This is a genomic window from Streptomyces sp. NPDC000348 (genome assembly GCF_042898795.1).
Taxonomy (GTDB): Bacteria; Actinomycetota; Actinomycetes; order Streptomycetales; family Streptomycetaceae; genus Streptomyces.
The window spans coordinates 55,559-77,447 of the sequence record NZ_JBIAZD010000027.1 but is presented as its reverse complement, the minus strand read 5'-3'; the positions used below and the strand labels follow the sequence as shown (position 1 = coordinate 77,447).

Annotated in this window: 18 protein-coding genes; 9 read left to right on the top strand and 9 right to left on the bottom strand. The window is 71.3% G+C overall.

Translation table 11 applies throughout. The annotated features are described in order from the left end of the window. Positions 1-259 precede the first annotated feature (259 nt). From ACFY3N_RS34065 to thyX, 3 genes are all read right to left on the bottom strand, one after another. Positions 260-1,945, bottom strand: coding sequence for a ribonuclease J (locus ACFY3N_RS34065; protein WP_390820682.1), 1,686 nt, complete (start codon positions 1,943-1,945; stop codon positions 260-262). A gap of 153 nt (positions 1,946-2,098) precedes the next feature. Beyond that, positions 2,099-3,001 (bottom strand): 4-hydroxy-tetrahydrodipicolinate synthase, encoded by a 903-nt coding sequence (dapA, locus tag ACFY3N_RS34060; protein WP_390820681.1) that lies wholly within the window; start codon positions 2,999-3,001, stop codon positions 2,099-2,101. A 210-nt stretch (positions 3,002-3,211) separates the two neighbouring features. Further along, entirely contained in the window at positions 3,212-3,964 is a 753-nt protein-coding gene (gene thyX / locus ACFY3N_RS34055; protein WP_390820680.1) for an FAD-dependent thymidylate synthase, read from the bottom strand. 172 nt (positions 3,965-4,136) lie between these two features. On the opposite strand from thyX, the gene ACFY3N_RS34050 reads away from it, so the two are divergent. Together ACFY3N_RS34050 and ACFY3N_RS34045 are read left to right on the top strand one after the other, a co-directional pair. Further along, positions 4,137-4,376: a hypothetical protein gene (locus tag ACFY3N_RS34050; RefSeq protein WP_390820679.1), complete on the top strand. Its 240-nt coding sequence runs from the start codon at positions 4,137-4,139 to the stop codon at positions 4,374-4,376. A gap of 112 nt (positions 4,377-4,488) precedes the next feature. Continuing rightward, positions 4,489-5,046 carry a hypothetical protein gene (locus ACFY3N_RS34045; protein WP_390820678.1) on the top strand — a complete coding sequence of 186 codons (558 nt, stop codon included), beginning with the start codon at positions 4,489-4,491 and terminating at the stop codon, positions 5,044-5,046. Positions 5,047-5,067: 21 nt separating this feature from the next. On the opposite strand, the gene ACFY3N_RS34040 is transcribed toward ACFY3N_RS34045, so the two are convergent. The 5 genes from ACFY3N_RS34040 to rpsO form a co-directional block, all read right to left on the bottom strand. Continuing rightward, entirely contained in the window at positions 5,068-5,511 is a 444-nt protein-coding gene (locus tag ACFY3N_RS34040) for a hypothetical protein (RefSeq protein ID WP_030871707.1), read from the bottom strand. A gap of 14 nt (positions 5,512-5,525) precedes the next feature. Beyond that, positions 5,526-6,278: a 4-hydroxy-tetrahydrodipicolinate reductase gene (gene dapB, locus ACFY3N_RS34035; RefSeq protein ID WP_390820677.1), complete on the bottom strand. Its 753-nt coding sequence runs from the start codon at positions 6,276-6,278 to the stop codon at positions 5,526-5,528. A 25-nt stretch (positions 6,279-6,303) separates the two neighbouring features. Continuing rightward, positions 6,304-7,683: a M16 family metallopeptidase gene (locus ACFY3N_RS34030; RefSeq protein ID WP_390820676.1), complete on the bottom strand. Its 1,380-nt coding sequence runs from the start codon at positions 7,681-7,683 to the stop codon at positions 6,304-6,306. Next, positions 7,680-9,929, bottom strand: coding sequence for a polyribonucleotide nucleotidyltransferase (locus ACFY3N_RS34025; RefSeq protein WP_390820675.1), 2,250 nt, complete (start codon positions 9,927-9,929; stop codon positions 7,680-7,682). The genes ACFY3N_RS34030 and ACFY3N_RS34025 overlap by 4 nt, the downstream gene beginning before the upstream one ends. 361 nt (positions 9,930-10,290) lie before the next feature. Further along, the gene (rpsO, locus tag ACFY3N_RS34020) at positions 10,291-10,578 is read right to left on the bottom strand and encodes a 30S ribosomal protein S15 (protein WP_362718925.1); all 288 of its coding nucleotides are present in this window, start codon (positions 10,576-10,578) and stop codon (positions 10,291-10,293) included. Between the two features lie 268 nt (positions 10,579-10,846). Here rpsO and ACFY3N_RS34015 point away from each other — a divergent pair, with 268 nt between their 5' ends. From ACFY3N_RS34015 to ACFY3N_RS33985, 7 genes are all read left to right on the top strand, one after another. After that, complete coding sequence (locus tag ACFY3N_RS34015; protein WP_390820674.1) at positions 10,847-11,146, top strand: DUF397 domain-containing protein; 300 nt, start codon at positions 10,847-10,849, stop codon at positions 11,144-11,146. Positions 11,147-11,518: 372 nt separating this feature from the next. Further along, entirely contained in the window at positions 11,519-14,671 is a 3,153-nt protein-coding gene (locus tag ACFY3N_RS34010) for an SCO5717 family growth-regulating ATPase (RefSeq protein ID WP_390820673.1), read from the top strand. A 265-nt stretch (positions 14,672-14,936) separates the two neighbouring features. Further along, entirely contained in the window at positions 14,937-16,799 is a 1,863-nt protein-coding gene (locus tag ACFY3N_RS34005) for an ABC transporter substrate-binding protein (protein ID WP_390820672.1), read from the top strand. A gap of 17 nt (positions 16,800-16,816) precedes the next feature. Further along, positions 16,817-17,902, top strand: a complete 1,086-nt coding sequence (locus ACFY3N_RS34000) for an ABC transporter permease (protein ID WP_390820671.1) — start codon at positions 16,817-16,819, stop codon at positions 17,900-17,902. Next, complete coding sequence (locus tag ACFY3N_RS33995; RefSeq protein ID WP_390820670.1) at positions 17,899-18,813, top strand: ABC transporter permease; 915 nt, start codon at positions 17,899-17,901, stop codon at positions 18,811-18,813. Before ACFY3N_RS34000 ends, ACFY3N_RS33995 begins: the two co-directional genes overlap by 4 nt. Beyond that, positions 18,810-19,853, top strand: a complete 1,044-nt coding sequence (locus tag ACFY3N_RS33990) for an ABC transporter ATP-binding protein (RefSeq protein WP_390820669.1) — start codon at positions 18,810-18,812, stop codon at positions 19,851-19,853. Before ACFY3N_RS33995 ends, ACFY3N_RS33990 begins: the two co-directional genes overlap by 4 nt. Further along, positions 19,850-20,833 carry an ABC transporter ATP-binding protein gene (locus tag ACFY3N_RS33985; RefSeq protein WP_390820668.1) on the top strand — a complete coding sequence of 328 codons (984 nt, stop codon included), beginning with the start codon at positions 19,850-19,852 and terminating at the stop codon, positions 20,831-20,833. Before ACFY3N_RS33990 ends, ACFY3N_RS33985 begins: the two co-directional genes overlap by 4 nt. Before the next feature lie 4 nt (positions 20,834-20,837). Here the strand turns inward: ACFY3N_RS33985 and ACFY3N_RS33980 are convergent, their stop codons facing one another. Further along, the gene (locus ACFY3N_RS33980) at positions 20,838-21,791 is read right to left on the bottom strand and encodes a bifunctional riboflavin kinase/FAD synthetase (protein WP_390820667.1); all 954 of its coding nucleotides are present in this window, start codon (positions 21,789-21,791) and stop codon (positions 20,838-20,840) included. Positions 21,792-21,889 lie beyond the last annotated feature (98 nt).

Here is a 21,889-nt window from a genome sequence, read left to right as displayed (position 1 = left end):
TCCGACTCTATCAGATCTTTCCGACCCGATTTCCTCGGTGCTTTCCGGGTTCCCGCTTCCGCGTTTCCCTTTCCGGCGGTTCCGACTTTATCAGAGATTCTTAGTCGGATTTTCCCTCCCCTGTCGGGCGACGGTTCCGACGCACGAAGTGGTCAGGTGCCCGATCGGGAGGAGTTGTAAACGTACTGGAGCGGGGCGCCTCGATGCAAATCGAGGCGCCCCGCTGCCGGTTCGCTCGTGCGTGCGGCCCTACGGACCGTCAGACCTCCACCACCACGGGCAGGATCATCGGCCGGCGCCGGTAGGTGTCGGAGACCCACTTGCCCAGTGTGCGGCGGATGAGCTGCTGCATCTGGTGGGGTTCGACGACGCCGTCCTGGGCCGAGCGCTCCAGGGTCTCCGTGATCTTCGGGATCACCTCGCCGAAGGCGGAGTCCTCGATGCCGGAGCCGCGGGCCTGGACGTGCGGGCCGCCCGTGATCTTGCCGGTGGACGAGTCCATGACGACGAAGACCGAGATGATGCCCTCGTCGCCGAGGATCTTGCGGTCCTTGAGGGCCGGCTCGCCGACGTCACCGACGGAGAGGCCGTCGACGTAGACGTAGCCCGCCTGGACCTTGCCGGAGATCTTGGCCTTGCCTTCGACGAGGTCGACGGCGACACCGTCCTCGGCGATGACGATGCGGTCGTGCGGGACGCCGGTCAGGGCGCCCAGTTCGGCGTTGGCGCGCAGGTGGCGCCATTCGCCGTGGACCGGCATCAAGTTCTTCGGACGGCAGATGTTGTAGAAGTACAGCAGTTCGCCGGCCGAGGCGTGGCCCGAGACGTGGACCTTGGCGTTGCCCTTGTGGACGACGTTGGCGCCCCAGCGGGTCAGGCCGTTGATCACGCGGTAGACCGCGTTCTCGTTGCCGGGGATGAGCGACGACGCCAGGATCACCGTGTCGCCGTCGACGATGCGGATCTGGTGGTCGCGGTTGGCCATGCGGGACAGGGCGGCCATCGGTTCGCCCTGGGAGCCCGTGCAGACCAGGACGACCTCACTGTCCGGCAGGTCGTCCAGTGTCTTGACGTCCACGACCAGGCCCGGCGGGACCTTGAGGTAACCGAGGTCGCGGGCGATGCCCATGTTTCGGACCATGGAGCGGCCGACGAAGGCGACCCGGCGGCCGTACTCGTGCGCCGCGTCCAGGATCTGCTGGATGCGGTGGACGTGGCTGGCGAAGCTCGCCACGATGATCCGCTTGCGGGCGCCGGCGAAGACCTGGCGCAGCACGTTGGAGATGTCGCGCTCGGGCGGGACGAAGCCCGGGACCTCGGCGTTCGTGGAGTCGGCGAGCAGAAGGTCGATGCCTTCCTCGCTGAGCCTGGCGAACGCGTGCAGATCCGTGAGGCGGTTGTCCAGCGGGAGCTGGTCCATCTTGAAGTCGCCGGTGTGGACCGCCATGCCGGCGGGCGTGCGGATGGCCACGGCGAGCGCGTCGGGGATGGAGTGGTTGACGGCGATGAACTCGCAGTCGAAGGGGCCGATGCGCTCGCGCTGCCCCTCCGCCACCTGGAGGGTGTACGGACGGATGCGGTGCTCCTGGAGCTTCGCCTCGATGAGGGCGAGGGTGAGCTTGGAGCCGATCAGCGGGATGTCCGGCTTCTCGCGCAGGAGGAAGGGGACGCCGCCGATGTGGTCCTCGTGACCATGGGTGAGGACGATGCCCTCGATGTCGTCGAGGCGGTTCCGGATGGACGAGAAGTCCGGCAGGATCAGGTCGATTCCGGGCTGCTCCTCCTCGGGGAAGAGCACTCCGCAGTCGACGATCAGCAGGCGGCCGCCGTACTCGAAGACCGTCATGTTCCGGCCGATCTCGCCGAGACCGCCGAGCGGGGTGACGCGCAGGCCGCCCGCGGGGAGCGGCGGGGGCGGGCCGAGTTCAGGATGCGGATGACTCAAAAGACTCTCCTCAAACACGCGCGCCACGTACCGGTGGGGCACGTGGCGCGCGTGACGTTCGTGCAGAAGCAGTTGTCGTGTGGGGTGCGGGCACCGGTGGCCCGCTTATTCAGTTGTGAAGTACGTCTGCGCGCCCGGGCGCGCGAAGTCTGATTACTGGAGTTGTACCCCGCCTGCGGCAAGATCGATCTTGAGCTGCTCGATCTCTTCCGGCGTGCACTCGGTCATGGGGGCACGCAGGGGGCCGGCGGGGAGGCCCTTGAGGGCGAGCGCCGCCTTGGTGGTCATCACGCCCTGGGTGCGGAACATGCCCGTGTAGACGGGGAGCAGCTTCTGGTGGATCTCGGTGGCCTTCTGGACGTCCCCGGAGGTGTACGCCTCGACCAGGGCGCGCAGCTCAGGGGTGACGAGGTGGCCCACGACCGAGACGAAGCCGACCGCTCCGATGGAGAGCAGGGGCAGGTTCAGCATGTCGTCGCCGGAGTACCAGGCGAGGCCGGAGCGTGCGATGGCCCAGCCGGCGCGGCCGAGGTCGCCCTTGGCGTCCTTGTTGGCGACGATGCGCGGGTGCTCGGCGAGGCGGACGATCGTCTCCGTGCTGATCGGGACGCCGCTGCGGCCGGGGATGTCGTAGAGCATGACCGGCAGCCCGGTGGCGTCGGCGACGGCCGTGAAGTGCCGGTAGAGGCCCTCCTGCGGGGGCTTGTTGTAGTACGGGGTGACCACCAGCAGGCCGTGTGCGCCGGCGCGCTCCGCCGCGCGGGCCAGTTCGGTGCTGTGGTGGGTGTCGTTGGTGCCGACTCCGGCCACGACGTGGGCCCGGTCGCCGACGGCCTCCACGATCGCCCGTACGAGATCCGATTTCTCCGCGTCGCTGGTGGTGGGGGACTCGCCGGTGGTCCCGTTGATGATCAGGCCGTCGTTGCCTGCGTCCACCAGGTGGGTGGCGAGCCGCTGTGCGCCGTCGAGGTCGAGTGCGCCGTCCGCCGTGAAAGGCGTGACCATGGCGGTGAGGACCCGCCCGAAGGGGGTCTGCGGAGTGGAGGTCGGAGCCATGGGTTACACGCTACTCGTTGCTCAGCTCGAGGTCTTCCCTAGGGGGAGGCGACAAGGTGCGACCACGGGGGACCCGGCACTGCCCGCTCGGGGGTTCAGGCAGTGCCGAGCCCGTTTGATCAGGCTAGATGAACTTCATGAAATGCCGCAATACGGACACCTCGCGAGGCTGAACCGTACATGTGTGCTCGCGGGCCCGAGCTGCGGTCCTTACGGGGCCACGCGTCCGTTGGCGTTGAAGGCGGCGTACGTGAGCGGCATGAGACGGGCCCATTCGGCCTCCATCTTCTCGCCGACCATCTCGATCTCCCGCTGCGGGAAGGACGGGACCTTCGCCAGCTCGTGCTGGGTGCGCAGGCCGAGGAAGTGCATCAGCGAGCGGGCGTTGCAGGTGGCGTACATCGAGGAGTACAGGCCGACGGGGAGCGCCGCGCGGGCGACCTCGCGGGCGACTCCCTCGGCCAGCAGCTTCTGGTAGGCGTCGTAGGCCTGGCGGTAGGAGTCGCCGAGCACGCTCTGGACGGTCCTGTGCTGTGCGGGGGTGCCCTCGACGAACACGTACTTGCCCGGGCGTCCTTCCTGGACCAGCTTGCGTGACGCGTCGGGGACGTAGAAGACGGGCTGCAGCTCCCGGTAGCGTCCCGACTCCTCGTTGTAGGACCAGCCGACCCGATGGCGCATGAACTCGCGGAACACGAAGATCGGCGCACTGATCATGAAGGTCATGGAGTTGTGCTCGAAAGGGCTGCCGTGCCGATCCCGCATGAGGTAGTTGATCAGGCCCTTGGAACGCTCCGGATCCTTCTGCAGCTCCTCGAGGGACTGCTCTCCCAGGGTCGAGACGCGGGCGGCGAACAGTACATCGGAGTCCGAGGCGCTGGACTTCACCAGTTCGACGGTGACGTCACTCCGCAAGGTGACGTCGGTGCGCGGTGACAGCTTGGGATCGTCGGCGGAGGTCAAGAGGGTCCTTCCCGTCGCAGCAGCAGGGCGGCGCCCACTTTACGGGGCGTCCGTGACGGTGAAGGAAGTGCCCTGCCGTGACGAAATCCACGGATGTGGGCACGATTCGGAGCGATCGTTCGTCTGTGTCGATGACAGCGATTCGTTCGATCCGGAAGGAGACGTACCCCTGATGTTCGGTCGGCGCGAACCCGTACCGTTCGCCTTTGTCGCCGAGGCCGACAGGTTCCGCAGCAATGTCACCCCGCCGCCCCGTGAGCGGGCCTCCGTCGGTCAGATGGCCGGACGCTGGCTGCTGGGGCTCACCCTGGTGGCCGGGCTGGTGGGCTCCCTGGTCATCGGGATGCCGGCGCTGTCCGCCGATCCCTCGGGTCCGGGGACACAGCAGTCACAGGCGACCCAGGGGCGCTGAGCCGCCCGGGCCGTGGCACCGGCTCCATCCGGACCCCGAAGGTGGTGACCGGCGGCACGGATCGATAGCCTCACCGGGCACTGCTGACGCATGGATCGAGTGAGGACCCGTCGTGCCCCTGCCCTTCCTGACGGCCGACCGCGCTTTCGACACGGCGGACGATGTCGCCCTGCCGTACGACGACCGGGACCGCTGGCGGCGCCCGTACCGTCCCGGGCCGTGGCGGGTGGGGGCGTCGGCGCTCCTGCTGCTGCTCGCCTCGTTCGTGCTGTTCGCGGCGGTGATCATCGCGGCCACGGCGACGCCGGCGTCCGCCGGGACGGTCTTCGCCGTCGCGCTGGTCGCCGTCGCCGGCGCGCTGCGGCTGCTGCGCATGGGCGTGTGGGTGAGCTCCCGGGGGCTGCGCCGGGTGGGCTTCGTGGCCACCCGTACGACGCCCTGGGAGCAGGTCCTCTCCGTGCGCACGGTGCAGCAGCCGGTGCGCTGGCTGGGGCTGCCCCGGACGGTGCAGGGGCAGGCGCTGGTCCTCGGTCGGCGGGGGCGTTCGGCGGAGGCGCTGCCGCCGCTGCTGACCTCGCACAACGCGGACTTCCTGGGGCGGGACCGGCTGGCCTTCGACCGGGCGGCCGACACCGTGGAGGCGTGGACCGCCGAGTACCGGCGCGACTGAGCGGCCCCGGGCCCCGCGCGCTCAGTGAGAGGTCTTGTGCAGGGCGATCGCCCGCTGCATCGCCTTGCGGGCGCGGGGGGTGTCGCGGGCGTCGTGGTAGGCGACGGCGAGCCGGAACCAGCTGCGCCAGTCGTCGGGGGCGTCCTCCGTCTCGGCCTTGCGGCGGGCGAAGACCTCGTCGGCCGAGTCGCGGTCGACCCGGCCGCTGGGCAGGCGCTTCAGCTCGTCGACGGGCAGGCCGCCCTCGGCGTCGAGCAGGGCGGCGAGCCGGTTGGCGTCGCGGACGAACTCGGTGTTCTTCCAGAGGAACCAGACACCGATGACCGGCAGGATCAGCACCGCCACGCCGAAGGTGACGGTGAGGGGCGTGCCTGCCTCGATGAGCAGCACGCCACGGCTGCCGACCAGGACGAAGTAGACGACCAGGACGGCGGCCGTGATGGCGTAGGAGATCTTCGCGCGCATGGGTCGGCTCGGGCTCAGTTCAGGTCGAGGAAGTGTTCCAGGCCGAAGGTCAGGCCGGGAGTGGTCACCACGCGGCGGGCGCCGAGCAGGATGCCCGGCATGAAGCTGCTGTGGTGCAGGGAGTCGTGGCGGACGGTGAGGGTCTCGCCCTCGCCGCCGAGCAGGACCTCCTGGTGGGCGAGGAGTCCGCGCAGCCGGATCGCGTGCACCGGGATCCCGTCGACGTCGGCGCCGCGGGCGCCGTCGAGGGCGGTGGTCGTGGCGTCCGGGGCGGGCGCGCTGCCCGCCCGGCGGCGGGCCTCGGCGATGAGCTGAGCGGTGCGCGTGGCGGTGCCGCTGGGGGCGTCCACCTTGTTCGGGTGGTGCAGCTCGACGACCTCGACGGACTCGAAGTAGGGGGCGGCGATCTGCGCGAACTTCATGGTGAGGACGGCGCCGATGGAGAAGTTCGGCGCGATGAGGACGCCCGTCCCCGGGGACTGGTCGAGCCAGCCCTTCAGCTGCGCGAGGCGGTCGTCGGTCCAGCCGGTGGTGCCGACGACGGCGTGGATGCCGTGGCGCACGCAGAAGTCGAGGTTGCCCATGACCGAGGCGGGGGTGGTCAGCTCCACGGCGACCTGGGCGCCGTTCTCGGCGAGGGTCTCCAGCTTGTCGTCCCGGCCGAGAGCGGCCACCAGCTCCATGTCGTCGGCGGCCTCGATGGCCCGTACCGCCTCGGAACCGATCCGGCCCTTGGCACCGAGGACCGCCACGCGCAGCTTGCTCATGTCTGTTGCTTCCTTACGGGAGGGGTCAGGCGACGGCGTCGTGCAGCCGGGACGCCTGCTTGTCCTTGAGCGGGCCGATGACCGACAGGGAGGGCCGCCGTCCCAGGACGTCGCGGGCGACCGAGCGGACGTCGTCCGGTGTCACCGAGGCTATCCGGGCCAGCATGTCGTCGACCGACATCTGCTCGCCCCAGCACAGTTCGCTCTTGCCGATACGGTTCATCAGCGCTCCGGTGTCCTCGAGGCCGAGGACGGTGGAGCCCCGGAGCTGGCCGATGGCGCGCTCGATCTCGTCGTCGGGCAGTCCGTGCTCGGCGACGCGGTCGAGTTCGTCGCGGCAGATCTTCAGCACGTCGTGCACCTGGGAGGGCCTGCAGCCCGCGTACACGCCGAACAGACCGCAGTCGGCGAAGCCGGACGTGTACGAGTACACGCTGTAGGCCAGTCCGCGCTTCTCCCGGACCTCCTGGAAGAGGCGGGACGACATGCCGCCGCCGAGGGCGGTGTTCAGCACGCCCAGCGCCCAGCGCCGCTCGTCGGTGCGGGACAGGCCCGGCATGCCGAGGACGATGTGCGCCTGCTCCGTCTTGCGGCCGATGAGCTCGACCCGGCCGGCGGTGCGCAGCGCGCGGCTGCCGCCGCGCGGGGCGATGGGCTCGGCGTCGGGGTTCCTGAGGGCGCCGGCCTTCTCGAAGGCGGCGCGGACCTGGCGCACGACCTTGTTGTGGTCGACGTTGCCGGCGCAGGCGACCACGAGGTGGGTCGGGTCGTAGTGCTTCTTGTAGAAGCGGCGGATGCGGTCGGCGGTGAGGGCGTTGACCGTGTCGACCGTGCCGAGGACCGGGCGGCCGAGGGGGTTGTCGCCGAACATGGTGTGCGCGAACAGGTCGTGCACGCAGTCGCCCGGGTCGTCCTCGGTCATCGCGATCTCCTCGAGGATGGCGCCGCGCTCGACGTCGACGTCCTCCTCCTGGATCAGCGAGCCGGTCAGCATGTCGCACACCACGTCGATGGCGAGCGGCAGGTCGGTGTCGAGCACGCGCGCGTAGTAGCACGTGTACTCCTTGGCCGTGAACGCGTTCATCTCGCCGCCGACGGCGTCGATGGCGGAGGAGATGTCCAGGGCGGACCGGCGGGAGGTGCCCTTGAAGAGCAGGTGCTCCAGGTAGTGGGTGGCGCCGTTCAGGGCCGGGGTCTCGTCGCGGGAGCCGACGTGGGCCCAGATGCCGAAGGTCGCCGAGCGGACCGAGGGCAGCGTCTCGGTGACGATGCGCAGGCCGCCGGGGAGGGTGGTCCTGCGGACCGTGCCGATGCCGTTCTCGCCCTTGATCAGGGTTTGGGTACGGGCGACGGCCCGCGCCTCCGAGGAGGTGCGGGCCGTCGCCTTGGCGCTACGGGACGTCACTTGTCGGCGTCGTCCTTCTTGTCGTTGTCGGAAGCGTCCGCGGCGGAGCCGCTGTTGGACTCGGCTTCGCCCTCGATCACGGGGATCAGGGAGAGCTTGCCGCGGGAGTCGATCTCGGCGATCTCGACCTGGACCTTGGCGCCCACGCCGAGCACGTCCTCGACGTTCTCCACGCGCTTGCCGCCGGCCAGCTTGCGGATCTGCGAGATGTGCAGCAGACCGTCCTTGCCGGGGAGCAGGGAGACGAAGGCGCCGAACGTCGTCGTCTTCACGACCGTGCCCAGGTAGCGCTCGCCGACCTCGGGCATCGTCGGGTTGGCGATGCCGTTGATCGTGGTGCGGGCGGCCTCGGCGGCGGGGCCGTCGGCGGCGCCGATGTAGATGGTGCCGTCGTCCTCGATGGTGATCTCGGCGCCGGTGTCCTCCTGGATCTGGTTGATCATCTTGCCCTTGGGGCCGATGACCTCGCCGATCTTGTCGACCGGGATCTTCACGGTGATGATCCGCGGCGCGTTCGGGGACATCTCGTCCGGCGTGTCGATCGCTTCCATCATCACGTCGAGGATGTGGAGGCGGGCGTCACGGGCCTGCTTGAGGGCGGCGGCCAGGACGGAGGCCGGGATGCCGTCCAGCTTGGTGTCGAGCTGGAGGGCGGTGACGAACTCCTTGGTGCCGGCGACCTTGAAGTCCATGTCGCCGAAGGCGTCCTCCGCACCGAGGATGTCGGTGAGGGTGACGTAGTGCGTCTCGCCCTCGATCTCCTGGGAGATCAGGCCCATGGCGATACCGGCGACGGGGGCCTTCAGCGGCACACCGGCGTTCAGCAGCGACATGGTGGAGGCGCAGACCGAGCCCATGGACGTCGAGCCGTTGGAGCCGAGGGCCTCGGACACCTGGCGGATCGCGTAGGGGAACTCCTCGCGCGTCGGCAGCACCGGCACGAGCGCGCGCTCGGCGAGGGCGCCGTGGCCGATCTCGCGGCGCTTCGGGGAGCCGACGCGGCCGGTCTCACCGGTGGAGTACGGCGGGAAGTTGTAGTTGTGCATGTAGCGCTTGCGGGTCACCGGGGAGAGGGTGTCCAGCTGCTGCTCCATGCGGAGCATGTTGAGGGTGGTGACGCCCAGGATCTGGGTCTCGCCACGCTCGAACAGCGCCGAGCCGTGCACCCGCGGGATGGCCTCGACCTCGGCGGCCAGGGTGCGGATGTCGGTGACACCGCGGCCGTCGATGCGCTTCTTCTCCTTGATGACGCGCTCACGGACCAGGGACTTGGTCAGCGAGCGGTACGCGGCGGAGATCTCCTTCTCGCGGCCCTCGAACTCCGGCAGGAGCTTCTCGGCGGCGAGCGCCTTGACGCGGTCCAGCTCGGCCTCGCGCTCCTGCTTGCCGGCGATGGTGAGCGCCTGGGCCAGCTCGGGCTTGACGGCGCCGGTGAGCGCCTCGAGGACGTCGTCCTGGTAGTCCAGGAAGATCGGGAACTCGCCGGTCGGCTTGGCGGCCTTCGCGGCGAGGTCGGCCTGGGCCCGGCAGAGCACCTTGATGAAGGGCTTCGCGGCCTCCAGACCGGCGGCGACGACCTCCTCGGTCGGCGCCTCGGCGCCGCCCTCGACGAGCTTGATGGTCTTCTCGGTGGCCTCGGCCTCGACCATCATGATCGCGACGTCGCCGTCCTCCAGGGTGCGGCCCGCGACGACCATGTCGAAGACGGCGTCCTCGAGCTCGGTGTGCGTCGGGAACGCCACCCACTGGCCGTTGATCAGCGCGACGCGGACGCCGCCGATCGGGCCGGAGAAGGGCAGACCGGCCAGCTGCGTGGACGCGGAGGCGGCGTTGATCGCCACGACGTCGTACAGGTGGTCGGGGTTGAGCGCCATGATCGTGGCGACGACCTGGATCTCGTTGCGCAGGCCCTTCTTGAAGGACGGGCGCAGCGGGCGGTCGATGAGGCGGCAGGTGAGGATGGCGTCCTCGGAGGGGCGGCCCTCACGGCGGAAGAAGGAACCGGGGATCCGGCCCGCCGCGTACATCCGCTCCTCGACGTCCACCGTCAGCGGGAAGAAGTCGAGCTGGTCCTTGGGGTTCTTGGAGGCGGTGGTGGCCGACAGCACCATGGTGTCGTCGTCCAGGTAGGCCACGGCGGAGCCGGCGGCCTGACGGGCCAGGCGGCCCGTCTCGAAGCGGATGGTGCGGGTGCCGAAGGAGCCGTTGTCGATGACGGCCTCGGCGTAGTGGGTCTCGTTCTCCACTAGCGTTTTCTCCGTTACTTTGTCGTCTTTCGTCCCGCCTCGCCCGTGTGGCGGGGGGACGGGGCGGAGAAGCGCTCCACTGGTGCGGGCCGGTCTTCGATCGAAGCTCCCGGGGTTCACTCTCCCGGGGGCCACTACCGAGGACCGGCGACGGCGGGGTGCGCTTCTCCTCGTACGTCGTGACGTCCGGTGACGTCGGTCGGTGGTGCTCCTGGAACCGCATACCCATGCGGTACGGGGCATCACACCGAGTCGTGACTATTGCGTTGTGCTACCACACTACAAAGGCGCGGTGACAGTCCGCACGTACAGCAAAGGGAGCGGTCCCCTTTCTCCAGGGAACCGCTCCCTCCACGGCGTCTTACTTGGCGCCCGCCGCACCGCGGCGGATGCCGAGGCGGTCGACCAGCGCGCGGAAGCGCTGGATGTCCTTCTTGGCGAGGTACTGCAGCAGCCGGCGGCGCTGGCCGACCAGGATCAGCAGACCACGGCGGGAGTGGTGGTCGTGCTTGTGGGTCTTGAGGTGCTCCGTCAGGTCGGAGATCCGACGGGACAGCAGGGCGACCTGGACCTCGGGGGAGCCGGTGTCACCCTCCTTGGTACCGAACTCGGTGATGATCTGCTTCTTCACTGCGGCGTCGAGCGACACGCGTACTCCTCATAGTCCGTGAGTGGCCACCGAGCGCCCCCGGTCTTCGTCTCGGGGGGTCTTCCATGACTCGGAAGGCGGGGATCCGTCGGGCGCGGCCTCCGGAGCGAACCCGCTCCGGGGGTGCGTACACAAACGGCCGTCACTCAGCGTACCAGGCCGTGGCGGTCGCCCTTCCCCCGGTCCGCCGAACCGGCCGGGCCGGACGCCGCAGGCCACTAGGGTGAGCGCTCGGACCGTTCGTACGTCGGGAAGGGGTCGCTGCGGCATGGCGGAGACGGCTGAGGAGATCAAGGCACGCAAGGAGCGGGAGAAGGACGAGCTCTACGCCCTCGACATCTCCGGCGTCGAGTGGCACAGCGCGCCGGGCACCGAGGAGCACGAGGAGCGGGTCGAGATCGCGTACCTGCCCGGCGGCGCCGTGGCCATGCGGTCCTCGCTCGACCCGGACACGGTGCTGCGGTACACGGAGGCGGAGTGGCGCGCCTTCGTGCTGGGCGCGCGGGACGGCGAGTTCGACCTGGAGCCGGCGCCGGGCGACGAAGGGCCGGCCGCGGCATCCGAATGAGGCGGAGACGCGGCAACGGGCGGTGCGCGTGCGTGCCGCCCGTTGGCCTGTGCGCCAACGGGCTTATGTCCAGGGCGGGTTGACGGTGTCCCACGTTTGACGGACCGGGTGGCCCGCCTGTTGACCATCGCACGGGTGTTGAGCGATTTTGCCCGCTTAAGTAGCGAAATCCGTACGGCTCTTGACCGCGGCAGATGGGGCGTAACGGCCCGTGTTGAGGGGTGGGCGGGGCTGACGGGGTGGGGCTACTGGTGATTAGGCTGGTACCCGGCGCGACGCCAGAACCCGTGAACCGGGCGCCGGCGTCCCACGGGGAGGGCACATGGTCGCCCCCAGCACGCACGAGGGTGCTCGACCACACCAGGAGGAACTGTGAGCAGCGACCGGGACGGGACGCGCGGGGGCTGGGCGACACCCGGCGATGACCAGCCCGACGCGGAGTCCGCCATCGAGACGACGGGCGAGTTCACCATCGACTACGCGCCGCCGGCCTGGTACACGCAGAACGCTGCGGGGAGTTCGGGGAGTCCGGAGTCGGGGGCGTCGTCCTCGTCCTCCGGTTCCCCGGGGTCGTCCGCTTCGGCGTCTTCCGGTTCCTCGCCTTCCTCGCCCGCTTCGGCTCCTTCCTCCGACAGGCCCGTTCCGCCGTTGCCGGGGCTGACTCCGCCGCCGCACGCGGTGGGTGCCGCGGGGCCGTCGTCCCTTCCGGCGCCGCCGCCCGCGCCCGCGCCGGGGGCGCCCTTCACTCCGCCCGCGCCCGCGCCTGCGCCGGGCGCCCCGTTCACGCCTCCGGCGCCCGCGCCCGCCGCGCCCTTCACGCCGCCCGCACCGCCGTCCGGAGGGCCGGTGGCCGTGCCGAGGCTTCCGGTGGGGAGCGGGTTCGAGCCGCAGCGGCCGGAAGCGGAGGAGGAGCCCGCGGGGTCCGGTGCGGTTTCCCCCTCGGCTGTGCCGGACATCCCGGTCGGCGGATTCCAGGGCGGCAACGGCGAACTGGAGAGCGGTGCGACGATGCGCTTCTCCGCCGGCGCGCTGAAGCGGGAGATCGCGGAGCGCGAGGCGGAGGCAGAGGACGCGTCGGGCGCGGAGGACGAGGCCAAGGCCGAGACCGAGGCCGAGACCGAGGTGCGGCTGGAGCCGTCCGACGGTGCGGACGGGACCGACGGTGACACCGAGAACGCGGCGGAGGTCTCCGACACCGCGGTGGACCCGTCGGACGACGACGCCGAGGAGCCGTCCGGCGCGTCCGACGAGCGCGGGGCCGGCGAGGTCTCCGACGCGGAGGACGTCACGGCCGAGGACGCGGAGGACGTCACGGCCGAGGACGTGGAGACCGAGGGCTCCGGGTCCTCGGCGACCGAGGGGGAGGACGACGCCGCGTCGGCGGAGCCGGAGGCCGAGCCCGAGGACGCGGTGCCCGCCGCGGACGTGCCGACGGCTGCCGAGCCCGAGGACGCCGAGCCGGTGAACGACGCGGTGCCCGCCGAGGCGGCTCCCGCAGAGGCCCTCGAGGACAGCACGCCCCGGGACGACGTGCCGGCCGCGCCCGCCTGGACTCCGCCGCCGCCGCAGGGTGTGCCCCCGGTGCCGTCGGCGTACCCCGCCGCACCGGCGCCGGCCGGTCAGTGGCCCGCGCAGCCGCAGCCGCAGGCACCCGCCCAGCCGGCCGTCCCCGCCCAGCAGCCGCCGTTCCAGCCCCAGGCACCGCAGCCCGCGCCCGCCGCCTGGAACCCGTCGGTCGCCCCGCAGGCCGGATACGGCTTCCCGCCCGCCGGCCCGGCACCCCGGCAACAACCCGAAACCCCTCCCGCCCCGGCACCCAACACCCAAGCCGGCTACGGCTTCCCACCTCCGGGAACCGCCCCGACTCCCCCGGCCCAGCCCGCCGGCTACGGCTTCCCGCCCGCCGGCCCGGCGGTCCCGGCGAACCCACAGGCCGAAGCCGTCCCCGCACCCGGCCCGCAGGCCGGCTACGGCTTTCCGCCTGCCGGCCCGGCACCCCGGCAACAACCCGAAACCCCTCCCGCCCCGGCACCCAACGCCCAAGCCGGCTACGGCTTCCCGCAGCCCGGCGCGGCGGTCCCGCAGCCTCGTGCACAGCAGCCCGAGAGCGCCCCCGCTCCCGACGGGCAGGCCGGGTACGGTCTCCCCCAGCCCGGCGCGGCGATCCCGCAGCAGCCCCAGCCCGGGGCCGGCCCGCAGGCCGGTTACGGCTTCCCGCAGCCGGGAGCCGCCCCGACTCCCCCGCAGCAGCCGCAGCAGCCCGTCGACCCGCGTACCGGGGCCGCCTGGCCGCAGCCCATTCAGCACGACCAGCGGCAGCCGACCAACCCCGGCGCGGCTCCCCTCGGTTACACCGCCGCCGTGGAGCTGTCCTCGGACCGGCTGCTCAACAGCAAGAAGCAGAAGGCGAAGAGCAGCCGCCCCGCGGCCGGCGGTTCGCGTTTCAAGCTGGGCGGGAAGAAGGAGGAGGCCGAGCGGCAGCGGAAGCTGGAGCTGATCCGTACGCCGGTGCTGTCCTGCTACCGCATCGCCGTCATCAGCCTCAAGGGCGGTGTCGGCAAGACGACCACGACCACCGCCCTCGGCGCCACCCTCGCCACCGAGCGGCAGGACAAGATCCTCGCGATCGACGCCAACCCGGACGCCGGTACGCTCGGCCGCCGTGTGCGGCGCGAGACCGGGGCCACCATCCGCGACCTCGTCCAGGCGATCCCGTACCTCAACTCGTACATGGACATCCGGCGGTTCACCTCACAGGCGCCGTCCGGTCTGGAGATCATCGCCAACGACGTCGACCCGGCCGTTTCCACGACCTTCAACGACGAGGACTACCGGCGCGCGATCGACGTGCTCGGCAAGCAGTACCCGGTCATCCTCACCGACTCCGGCACGGGTCTGCTCTACAGCGCCATGCGCGGCGTGCTGGACCTCGCCGACCAGCTGATCATCATCTCCACACCGTCCGTGGACGGTGCGAGCAGTGCCAGCACGACGCTGGACTGGCTGTCCGCGCACGGGTACGCGGACCTCGTCTCGCGCTCCCTCACCGTGATTTCCGGGGTGCGCGAGACCGGAAAGATGATCAAGGTCGACGACATCGTGGCGCACTTCCAGACCCGGTGCCGGGGCGTGATCGTCGTACCGTTCGACGAGCATCTGGCCGCCGGTGCGGAGGTCGACCTCGACATGATGCGGCCGAAGGTGCGGGAGGCGTACTTCAACCTCGCGGCGATGGTCGCCGAGGACTTCGTACGGCATCAGCAGTCGCACGGGCTGTGGACCTCCGACGGCAACCCGCCGCCGGTCGCCGCCCCGCCGCTGCCGGGCCAGCCCTTCCCCGGCCAGCACGTGCCCGGTCAGGCCGTCCCCGGCCAGCCGTACCCGTACCCCCCGCAGCCACAGCCGGGACAGCCTCCGGTCCAGCCCGGACAGCCCCCGGTCCAGCCCGGCCACCCGTACCCGCAGGTCCCGGGCCAGGTCCCGGGCCAGGGTCGGCCCTATCCTCCCCACCCCGGCCAGCAGTAAGGCCCCGCATCCCTCCACTCGGCCGAGCGGCCCCTCCCGAGGGGCCGCTTTCGCGTGCGGAGCCGGAAACCGCCGTCAGGCCCTGGCCAGCAGTGCGTCACCGGTCTCGACCAATGGACGCACCATGTGCGTCAACTCGTTGTTTCCGCAGGCCACATGGGGTGTTCGCGCCGTTGACGCCCGCAGTGGTCGCTGATAGACACACTCATCACTCATCTGATCAGCCCGTCCTTCCCGTGCGAGCGATGACGCGAGGTCAGCGACCATGGAAACGAACGATCAGTACGACGACCACCCCCGCACCCCGGGCCGCACCCGGCTCGTCATGGCGGCCGGCGCCGCCGCGCTCACCCTCACCGCCGGTCTCGCCACCCTCCTCGGCCCGGCGCCGCAGCAGGCCCGGGCGGCCGACGGCAACGGCAAGGTGCTGACCGTCGCGGTGGCGCAGAGCGTCGACTCGCTCAGCCCGTTCCTGGCGGTGCGGCTGCTCAGTACGAGCATCCACCGGCTCACCTACGAGTACCTGACGAACTACGACGCCGAGGACAACCACGTCGTCCCGGGTCTGGCCACCACGTGGGAGTCGTCACCGGACAAGCTGACCTGGACGTACACCATCCGCTCGGACTCCACGTGGTCGGACGGCGAGCAGGCCACCGCCGAGGACGCGGCCTGGACGTTCAACACGATGATGACGGATCCCGGCGCGGCCACCGCGAACGGCAGCTTCGTCGCCAACTTCGAGGAGGTGACCGCGCCGAGCCCCACCCGGCTGGTCATCAAGCTGAAGAAGCCGCAGGCCACGATGACGGCGCTGGACGTGCCGATCGTGCCCAAGCACGTCTGGGAGAAGGTCGGCGACTACACGAAGTTCAACAACGACGAGGACTTCCCCGTCGTCGGCAACGGGCCGTTCGTCCTCACCGACTACAAGGCCGACAGCCATGTGCGACTGAGGGCCAACAAGGACTTCTGGCGCGGGGCGCCCGGGTTCGACGAGCTGGTCTTCCGCTACTACAAGGACCAGGACGCCGCGGTGTCGGCGCTGCGCAAGGGCGAGGTGTCGTTCGTCGCCGGGTCGCCGTCCCTGACGCCCGCCCAGGCGGACTCGCTGAAGGGCGAGAGGAACATCCGGGTCAACGACGCTCCGGGGCGCCGCTTCTACGCGCTGGCCACCAACCCGGGCGCCAGGGCGAGGAACGGCGAGAAGATGGGCGACGGGCACCCCTCACTGCTCGACCGGCGGGTACGCAACGCGCTGTTCAGGGCGGTGGACCGGAAGGCCATCGTCGACAAGGTGTTCCAGGGGCACGCCGTGGAGGGCGCCGGCTACCTCCCGCCCCGCTTCTCCCGGTACTTCTGGGAGCCGTCGGCCGAGCAGGAGCTGGCGTACGACCCGGCGGAGGCGGCCCGGCTGCTCGACGCGGCCGGGTACCTGAGGAACGGCGACGGCAAGCGGGTCGGCGAGGACGGCAGGCCGATCGAGTACCGCGTGCTGTGCCACGCCACCGACCCGAACGACAAGGCGGTCGGCCAGTACCTCGAGGAGTGGTGGGGCGACCTCGGCATCGGGGTGACGCTCGACTGCCTGGACAACGTGACCGATCCCTGGCTCGCCGGTGAGTACGACCTCGCCTTCGACGGCTGGTCGGTCAACCCGGACCCCGACTTCGTGCTGTCCATCCACACCTGCGCGGCGCTCCCGGCGACCCCGGAGGAGACCGGCGCGACCGACAACTTCATCTGCGACAGGACGTACGACGAGCTGTACGCCCGGCAGCTCGCCGAGTACGACGCCGGCGAACGGGCGGGCATCGTCAAGCGGATGCAGTCGCGGCTCTACGACCTCGGGTACATGAACGTCATGGCGTATCCGAACGCGGTCGAGGCGTACCGCACGGACCGGATCGAGTCGATCACCACCATGCCGGCGAAGGCGGGCAACATCTACGGCCAGGACGGCTACTGGAGCTGGTGGTCGGCGGTGCCGGCGGACTCCGCCGACACGGACGGCGGTTCGTCCTCGACGGGCGTGGTCGCCGGGATCGTCGCGGGTGTCGTCGTCCTCGCGGGGCTGGGGGCGTTCCTGACGCTGCGGCGACGGGCCACGGCCGAGGACCGCGAGTAGACGGCGAACGGGCACTCATGACCTCCGACGCGACATCCGCATCCGCCGGCGGGGGCCCGGGGGCCGCCGCCGGTCCGCCGAAGGACGGGCCGAAGGACGGGCCGGCGGCGGTCGGCGGCCGTGTCGCCACCGCCTCCCCCCGGTACGTGGCGGGCAAGGTGGCCGGCGCGGCCGTGTCCCTCCTCGCCGTCCTCGTCACCGGCTTCTTCCTCTTCCGGCTGATCCCCGGCGACCCGGTGAGGTCCTTGACCGGCGGGCGTCAGGTGTCGGCCGGGCAACTGGCCGCCTACCGGGAACAGTTCGGGCTGGATCTGCCGTTGTGGCAGCAGTTCACCGACTACTGCGGCAAGGCGCTCACCGGCGATCTGGGGACGTCGTACCAGTTCAACGCTCCCGTGCTCGACAAGATCACGGAGGCGTTGCCGAACACGCTGCTGCTGACCGGCACCGCCTTCGTGCTGTACACGGTGCTCGGCATCGTCCTCGGCACCCGGTCGGCTTGGCGGCACGGGCGGTTCGGGGACCGGCTGAACACGGGGCTGGCGCTGACGCTGTACTCGCTGCCGTCCTTCTGGCTGGGACTGCTGCTCATCGTCACGCTGTCGGTCGGGATCGGCCCGCTGCCCGGGCTGTTCCCGACCGGTGGCATGGAGTCGGGCGGTGAGGAGGGCTTCGCGTACGCCGTGGACGTGGCGCACCATCTCGTGCTGCCCGTGGTGACGCTGGTGGCCGTGGAGTACGGGCAGACGCTGCTGGTGACGCGATCGGCGCTGCTGGACGAGATGGGAAGCGACTATCTGACCACCGCACGGGCCAAGGGGCTGCGCGACGACCTCGTACGGCGCCGGCACGCGGTGCCCAACGCGCTGCTGCCGACCGTGACGCTGATCTTCGTCAACCTCGGGCGGACGGTGGCCGGGGTGATCCTGGTGGAGACGGTCTTCTCCTGGCCGGGCCTCGGCGGGCTGTTCTACCAGGCGCTGAGCGTGCCCGATCTGCCTCTGGTGCAGGGGCTGTTCTTCGTGTTCGCCGCCGCGGTGATCGTGATGAACACGCTCGCCGATCTGATCTATCCGCTGTTCGATCCCCGGGTGGGCCGATGACGAACGGGAAGATCCCGGCCGGGCGTCCTCGCGCCATCGCGTGGCAGCGGCGCCGGGCCTCGGCCGCGCGTTTCTGGCGGCAGTACCGCGGGCACCGGGCCGGTGTCCTCGGTCTGGCCACGCTCGCGCTGTTCGCACTGCTCGCCCTGGCCGCTCCGCTGCTCGTCGGCTCCGACGTGGACGACGTGACCGACGCGCCGGGCAGCCCGCTGGAGCGCCCGAGCGGTGAACTGCCCTTCGGGGCCGACCGGTTCGGGCGGAATCTGCTCGGTCTGGTGATCTGGGGCGCACGGGTGTCGCTGCTGGTGGGACTGCTCGCGGCCGTGCTGTCGGTGACCATCGGCACGGTGATCGGGGTGACGGCGGGGCACTTCCGGGGCTGGTACGCGGCGGTGGTGATGCGGATCACCGACTGGTTCCTGGTGATGCCGACGCTGGTGCTGGCGATCGCGCTGGCCACGGTGATGTCCCGCTCGCTGCCGACGATCGTGGTGGCGATCGGGGTGACGACCTGGCCGACGACGGCCCGGCTGGTGCGGGCGCAGACGCTGGCGGTGGAGACCCGCCCGTACATCGAGCGGGCGCGGGCGCTCGGCGGCGGGCACTGGCACGTCATGTCCCGGCACGTGCTGCCCAATGTGATGCCGCTGGTGCTGGCGCAGACGACGCTGATCATCTCCTCGGCGATCCTGGCGGAGTCGACGCTGGCCTTCCTGGGACTCGGTGATCCGACGGTGGTGTCGTGGGGCGGGCTGCTGCAGGACGCGCGGGAGGCGGGGGCGGTCAGCGCCGGGCACTGGTGGTACCTGGTGCCGCCGGGCATCGCCATAGCCGTGGTGGCGCTGGCGTTCACGCTGTGCGGGCGGGCCGTGGAGTCCGTCCTCAACCCCGGGCTGGGGGTGTCCCGTTGAGTCTGCTCGACGTCAGGGGGCTGACGGTCACGTACGCGGGCGGGGCGGCCGCCGTGCGCGGGGTGGACCTGCGGCTGGAGGCGGGCCGCAAGCTGGGGATCGCCGGGGAGTCGGGCTGCGGCAAGTCCACCCTGGCGCTGGCCCTGCTGCGGCTGCTGCCGGCCGGGACCCGGGTGGGCGGTGAGGTCCTGCTGGACGGCGAGGACGTGCTGGCCATGAAGTGGGGCCGGGTACGGGCGGTCCGCTGGGCCGGTGCGTCCATCGTGTTCCAGGGGGCGATGCACTCCCTCAACCCGGTGCGGCGCATCGGCGACCAGATCGCCGAACCGGTCCTGCTGCACCGGAAGGCGACCCCGGCGGGGGCGCGCAGGAGGACCGGGGAACTGCTGGAGCACGTCGGTCTGCCCTCCGCCCGTGCGAGGGCCTATCCGCACGAGCTGTCCGGCGGTCAGCGGCAGCGCGTCATGATCGCCATGGCACTGGCCTGCGGTCCGCGGCTGATCGTCGCCGACGAGCCGACGACCGCGCTCGACGTGATGGTCCAGGCGCAGATCCTGCGGCTGATCGAACGGCTGGTGGCGGACCAGGACGTCGGGCTGATCATGATCAGCCACGATCTGGCGGTCCTCGCCGGAACGTGCGACCGGCTCGCGGTGATGTACGCGGGCCGGGTGGTCGAGGACGGCCCGGCGCGAGACGTGTACGGGGCCGCCCGCCACCCCTACGCCCGGGCGCTGTCGGCCGCGTTCCCGCGCATCGGCGACCCGGCGTCGCGTTTCGCGCCGCGTGGTCTGCCGGGCGACCCGCCGGACCCGGCGGCGCTGCCGTCGGGCTGCGCGTTCCGTCCGCGGTGCCCGGTGGCGCTGGACTCCTGCGCCACGGAGGACCAGCCGCTCCGGGAAGCCGGAGGGGACCGGCGGGCGGCGTGCGTACGGGTCGCTCCGGAAGGCACGGAAGGTGCGGCAGGCACGAAAGGCGCGGCAGGCACGGCGCCCGGTGAACCGGAGTCCCCGGAGGAAGCGAGGCCACCCATCCCATGACCACCTCTCCCCTCCTCGGCGCCGAGGGCGTGCACGTCACCTTCCCGGGCCGGCGCGGCGCTCCGGACACCCGGGCGGTGGACGGTGTCCACCTGGACATCGGTCCCGGTGAGATCGTCGCCCTGGTCGGCGAGTCGGGCTGCGGCAAGACGACGCTGGCCCGCGCCCTGCTGGGTCTGGTCGTGCCGACCGCGGGCCGGGTCACCTTCGGCGGACGGCCGCTGGAGTACTCCGGCCGCTCCCTGAAGGCGTACCGCAGGCGCGTGCAACTGGTGCCGCAGGACCCGGGCGGCTCGCTCAATCCGCGGCACACGGTGTACGACGCGGTGGCCGAAGGGCTGCGCATCCACGGTCACGGCGGTGACGAGCGGGCCCTGGTCGCCGACGCCCTGTCCCGCGCCGGGCTGCGCCCGCCGGAGCGCTTCTTCCTGCGCCGTCCGCACGAGCTGTCCGGTGGTCAGCGGCAGCGCGTGGTGATCGCGGGCGCGCTGGTGCTGGAACCCGGACTCCTCGTCGCCGACGAGCCGGTGGCCTCCCTCGACGCGTCCGTGCGCGGGGAGATCCTGGCCCTGCTGCTGCGGCTGCGCGCCGAGCTGGGCCTGTCCGCGCTGGTGGTCACGCACGATCTGGGGCTGGCCTGGAACATCGCCGACCGGGTCGCGGTGATGTACCTGGGCCGGATCGTGGAGACCGGAGCGGTGGAGCAGGTCCTGACGGCGCCCCGGCATCCGTACACCCGGGCCCTGCTGTCGGTCCTCCCCGAGGCGCCGGGCGAGCCGGTGATCCTCACGGGCGAGCCCCCGGACCCCTCCCGCGTCCCGTCCGGGTGCCGGTTCCACGCCCGCTGCCAGATCCTGGCGGGCGGTGAGGCGGACCGGGCGGGGGTGGCGGAGGCGTGCCGGGGCCGGGACCCGGGGATCCTCGACGGGGGTGGCGCGGCCCAGGTGGCGTGCCACTGGGCGCACGCCGGGAAGAGCTGACCGGCTACGGCTTCCCGGCCGCGGCCACGAGGTCCTTGCAGCGCTCGACGTCCTCGGCCATCTGCTCCAGCAGCGCCTCCAGGGTGTCGAACTTCGCCTGGCCGCGTACGAAGGCCAGGAAGTCGACGGCGACGTGGAGGCCGTACAGGTCGAGGCCGACGCGGTCGATGGCGTACGCCTCGACCGTGCGCTCGGTGCCGTCGAACTGGGGGTTGGTGCCGACGGAGATCGCGGCCGGCATGGCCTCGCCCTGGGCGTGCAGCCAGCCGGCGTAGACGCCGTCGGCGGGGACCGCGGTGTGCGGGAGGGTCTCGACGTTGGCCGTGGGGAAGCCCAGGTCGCGGCCGCGCTGGGCGCCCCGGACGACCACGCCCTCCACCCGGTGCGGGCGGCCCAGGATCTCGGCGGCGCCCTCGACCTCGCCCTCGGCGATCAGGCGGCGGGTGAGCGTGGAGGAGAACGGCTCGCCGCCGCCCGCCTCACCGGTCACGTACAGGTCGACGACCTCGACCTCGAAGTCGTAGACCTCGCCCTGCTCGGCGAGGAACGCGACGGTGCCCGCGGCCCGGTGGCCGAAGCGGAAGTTGGGGCCCTCGACGACCGCCTTGGCGTGGAGCTTGTCGACCAGCACCTTGACGACGAAGTCGGCCGCGGACAGCTTCGAGAACTCGCTGGTGAAGGGGAGGACGAGGACCGCGTCGACGCCCAGCTCGGCCATGAGTTCGGCGCGCCGGTGGTGCGGGGCGAGCAGCGGGGGGTGGCTGCCGGGGCGGACGACCTCGCTGGGGTGCGGGTCGAAGGTGACGACGACGGCGGGCACGCCGAGGTCCCGGGCGCGGTCCACGGCGTGACGGATGATCAGCTGGTGCCCGCGGTGGACTCCGTCGTAGGAGCCGATGGTGACGACGCTGCGCCCCCAGTCCTGGGGAATGTCCTCCAAGCCACGCCAGCGCTGCACTGTGCCTGCTCCTTGTCGAAACCTTGTCGGACGAACCCGGGTCCGTGGACTTCTCTGCGCAGCTCTAAGGGTGCCATGCCGCATGCCGGGGGTCCGCA

Excerpts from the sequence above, each read along its gene's own strand:
- dapA (WP_390820681.1), bottom strand. The coding sequence starts at position 3,001 with ATGGCTCCGACCTCCACTCCGCAGACCCCCTTCGGGCGGGTCCTCACC.
- ACFY3N_RS34050 (WP_390820679.1), top strand. The coding sequence starts at position 4,137 with ATGTTCGGTCGGCGCGAACCCGTACCGTTCGCCTTTGTCGCCGAGGCC.
- ACFY3N_RS33985 (WP_390820668.1), top strand. The coding sequence starts at position 19,850 with ATGACCACCTCTCCCCTCCTCGGCGCCGAGGGCGTGCACGTCACCTTC.
- ACFY3N_RS34015 (WP_390820674.1), top strand. The coding sequence starts at position 10,847 with ATGGCGGAGACGGCTGAGGAGATCAAGGCACGCAAGGAGCGGGAGAAG.
- ACFY3N_RS34005 (WP_390820672.1), top strand. The coding sequence starts at position 14,937 with ATGGAAACGAACGATCAGTACGACGACCACCCCCGCACCCCGGGCCGC.
- ACFY3N_RS34000 (WP_390820671.1), top strand. The coding sequence starts at position 16,817 with ATGACCTCCGACGCGACATCCGCATCCGCCGGCGGGGGCCCGGGGGCC.
- ACFY3N_RS34040 (WP_030871707.1), bottom strand. The coding sequence starts at position 5,511 with ATGCGCGCGAAGATCTCCTACGCCATCACGGCCGCCGTCCTGGTCGTC.
- dapB (WP_390820677.1), bottom strand. The coding sequence starts at position 6,278 with ATGAGCAAGCTGCGCGTGGCGGTCCTCGGTGCCAAGGGCCGGATCGGT.
- ACFY3N_RS33995 (WP_390820670.1), top strand. The coding sequence starts at position 17,899 with ATGACGAACGGGAAGATCCCGGCCGGGCGTCCTCGCGCCATCGCGTGG.